Genomic DNA, 3,063 nt, shown 5'->3' with positions numbered 1-3,063 from the left:
GCTGCATCTTGTTGCCCTGGGACTGGAAAACCTGGCCTGCCTGCAAAACAGGTAGGCCCGCCACTAAAATGGGAAGATGTGGGGTTCAAAACCTACATGCTTCCCACTTTAGTGGGGAGTAGTTGACGTAGCCAGACAGTTAACCGGCAACTGCCTCCCATGCCTCCTTTCGATTCAAGCGGGCCGGCCCGCTATTCGAGATCATAAACGCCTTCGGGCAGGTGCGGGGCAAAAACCCGCACAGTGGTAATATAACGGTCTCTCTCGATGACCCTTTCCCCTTTTTCTTCCGGGATCACTTCTTTATCGACCACCTTTACGGTCCTGCCGACCAGCAGGTGGTTGCCCATATTGCCGCCAATCGCTCCGGCGGCGATGGCTATGGCGTTATGGGCCGGTTTCAGCGGAAGAATGGGATTTTTCAGTATCGAACCTTTTTTGTACGGCATAAGCCTGAAGCCGATTTCCTCCCACACGGGGGAATTGGCTATGTCCTCTCTTATTTCCGCGGGGTCCAGCAATGAGCCCCGGAATGATATTTTCTTGTCCGGCTGGGACGGTATCAGGTAGAAGGTATCATTTTCAGCGTCGAGGGGCGGAATCATGTCAGGCCCACCCCCGGCCAGTTCTTTGAGCCATTCCCTGATGGCCCTGGCTTCCTCGCCCCTCCTGGCCTTGGAACGCCTAACGCCTAATACAACTACCTGTTTAAATACGGGGTAATTTGCGTCGGTAAACCGGAAGACGGCCAACTCATCGAACCTGGCCGCCAGCAGCGGCGCGGCGTGTGCCAGGACATACTGGGGGATACAAAACCCCAGAACACCGCCTTCCATTAATTTACCCAGCACGGGGTCGGTCAGGTCGCGCAAAAATATTACTTCCGTGCGTTCATGACCAATGGAATCATAAGGCGGGTTCAACCATAAAAAACTGAATGCCTTGGTTGAAACGCGAGCCTGCTTATAATCGCATTTTAGTGCAAAATCAATGATTTTTTTGCACTCCGCTGCCCTGGTTTCCTCAAGCTCGATTCCGTAGGTGGTTATGCTGCCGCCCTGACTGGTTAGTGAATCAGCGATTATCTTTAGCGCCTCTCCGGTTCCGGCACAGGGATCAAGCAGTGCTGCGCTGGAACCAAGCTCGACATAAAGTTTTTTGCATACCAACTTAAGTTCATCCGCAGGGGTGGGGTAATAACCCCCTTTTTCCCTTGACGCGCTGCGGGCCATGGTCTACCCCCTCCTTGCATAGCGGACCAGCTCTTTATACCGTTCTGGGACGGCTTTTTTCAGAATCTTGGCCCATCGCCCAGGTTGATTGCGCCGGATTTCTTTCCAGGCCCGTTTTTCGACAGTTAACAGGTTTTGTTGATGTATCATTTTACACCCCCAAATACAAAGACCCCCTATGTGTTACTGCATAAGGGGTCTTTGGAATGCTGATATTACGCCGATTTTTCGATATAACCAGGTTTTGCAACAGCCGGTTTATTTGTAGCCGAGATAAAGCAATAATAATTGTTTTGCTCTACCTGGCACGCTTTATTGCCCATAAATTTAAGTTTGACTTCATTCCCTGAAACAGCCAGGGCTTCCATTAAGTATTTAATACTTAAGGCAATGTTAATTGGCTTTCCAGTGTGTTTCATTTTATAGTGATAGGTAAGGATACTCCGACGGCATTACCCGTCCGGGCTCCTTTTCCCCCACTTCACACCGTGCGTGCGCCTTTCAACGCACACGGCGTTCCATCAAGCAATTTCTGGTTTCTGATTGAGCTTTTCCCTGAGTTTGAGAATCCTTTTATGTGTTTTCTTATCGACCAGATGAGAAACGTCTTTTGTGCTGTGAATTAGGTTATGGCACCATTTGTGGGTAGACGCAAGGTTGGGTACTTTGTTAATTTGGTTTAGTGGTAAATCGGGGTTTATATGATGTGTTTCGAGTTCGTATCCTATTATTGGGTTGCCACATACCTTACATTTCCCTTTATCCCGGTTGAACGCATATGCCCTATTCATTAAATATTCAAAATTATATTTTGGGTCAGCCAATCCTTTGGCTATTAATTCGGATAGTGTTAAGTTCATTGTTATGTCATCTCTGGGTAATGGTTGTTTCTTTGACGTGCGTTCATAGTAGGCCTTTCTACCTTCCGGTGTGTATGGTGTTTCTATTGGGTTTTTGAGATGTGCCTTTTCCCATTTGATAAATCCTAAACTGGTAACTCCAATGGTTAGTTCGTTATATTTAATTGCTGGTATTTTTGTTATATATCCTGTATGTCTATTTATTAGATTGTTTACTTTATTTGCTGGTGTCCAGTGGGCACCTTTAGGTTTTAATGCTTTAGATGCTGTATATAGTAGAGAATCAGCATATTTGTTTAGTTCGATGTTTACCATAGTTGCCGGTTTGTAGTAGTTACCTATTCCGGTAATGGCACTGTTTAATGTAATAATTTGGTGTATTAATTGCTTTCCGTTATATTTACGGAGCTGTTTGGTTTGTTTTCTTAGTTCGTTTATTTTTGCTTTTAGGCGGTTGTCATCCGGTCTGGTGCACGTAATCCATCCTGTTTTGGATTTTCCTGGTATTTGTTTATAACGGAAACCTAGAAAATGGATGGGGCTTTTCCTGATGTTTGTTATTAATGTTTTGTTTGGACTTAGTTTCAACTTGAGCTTCGTATCCAAGTATTTTTCTATACGCCTTTTCCACTTTTCAGCGTTAGCTTTAGAATCTGTTATTAGTATCCAGTCGTCAGCATACCTCACGAGATAGGCGGGTTTGAGATTAGTTTTCCTTAACCCTCTAATTTTTGAGTTTTTTCTTGTATATTGGTGTTTGGTTGTTTTTTCTTCCCATTCTCGTATTATCCATTGATCTAATTTATGAAGGTAGACATTGGCTAATAAGGGGGAAATAATTCCGCCTTATGCAAAGTAGATGATTATGCAAAGTAAACTCGTACAGACCATTAAATATAAGGATTTCTGTCTCATTTACTTTGCATAATCTTTGAGACTTCTACAGTCGAGACAGCCATGCAAGAAGTGCC

At 44.8% G+C, this 3,063-nt stretch carries 2 protein-coding genes; both read right to left on the bottom strand.

Annotated elements, in window-relative coordinates; all coding sequences use genetic code 11:
- Nucleotides 1-191: 191 nt before the first annotated feature.
- On the bottom strand, nt 192-1,232 hold the full coding sequence (locus IT084_RS17465; protein WP_195714163.1) for a DUF6094 domain-containing protein: 1,041 nt from the start codon (nt 1,230-1,232) through the stop codon (nt 192-194).
- A gap of 521 nt (nt 1,233-1,753) precedes the next feature.
- Nucleotides 1,754-2,929 carry a reverse transcriptase domain-containing protein gene (locus IT084_RS17455; RefSeq protein WP_313885517.1) on the bottom strand — a complete coding sequence of 392 codons (1,176 nt, stop codon included), beginning with the start codon at nt 2,927-2,929 and terminating at the stop codon, nt 1,754-1,756.
- Nucleotides 2,930-3,063: the final 134 nt, after the last annotated feature.

This window comes from Desulfallas sp. Bu1-1 (genome assembly GCF_015594625.1).
Classification (GTDB): domain Bacteria; phylum Bacillota; class Desulfotomaculia; order Desulfotomaculales; family Desulfallaceae; genus JADNRQ01.
The sequence above is the reverse complement of the archived record's forward strand: the minus strand, read 5'-3'. Positions and strand labels throughout refer to the sequence as shown.

What these genes read in the sequence shown, in the direction of transcription:
- IT084_RS17465 (WP_195714163.1), bottom strand. Translation starts at nt 1,232, where the DNA reads ATGGCCCGCAGCGCGTCAAGGGAAAAAGGGGGTTATTACCCCACCCCT.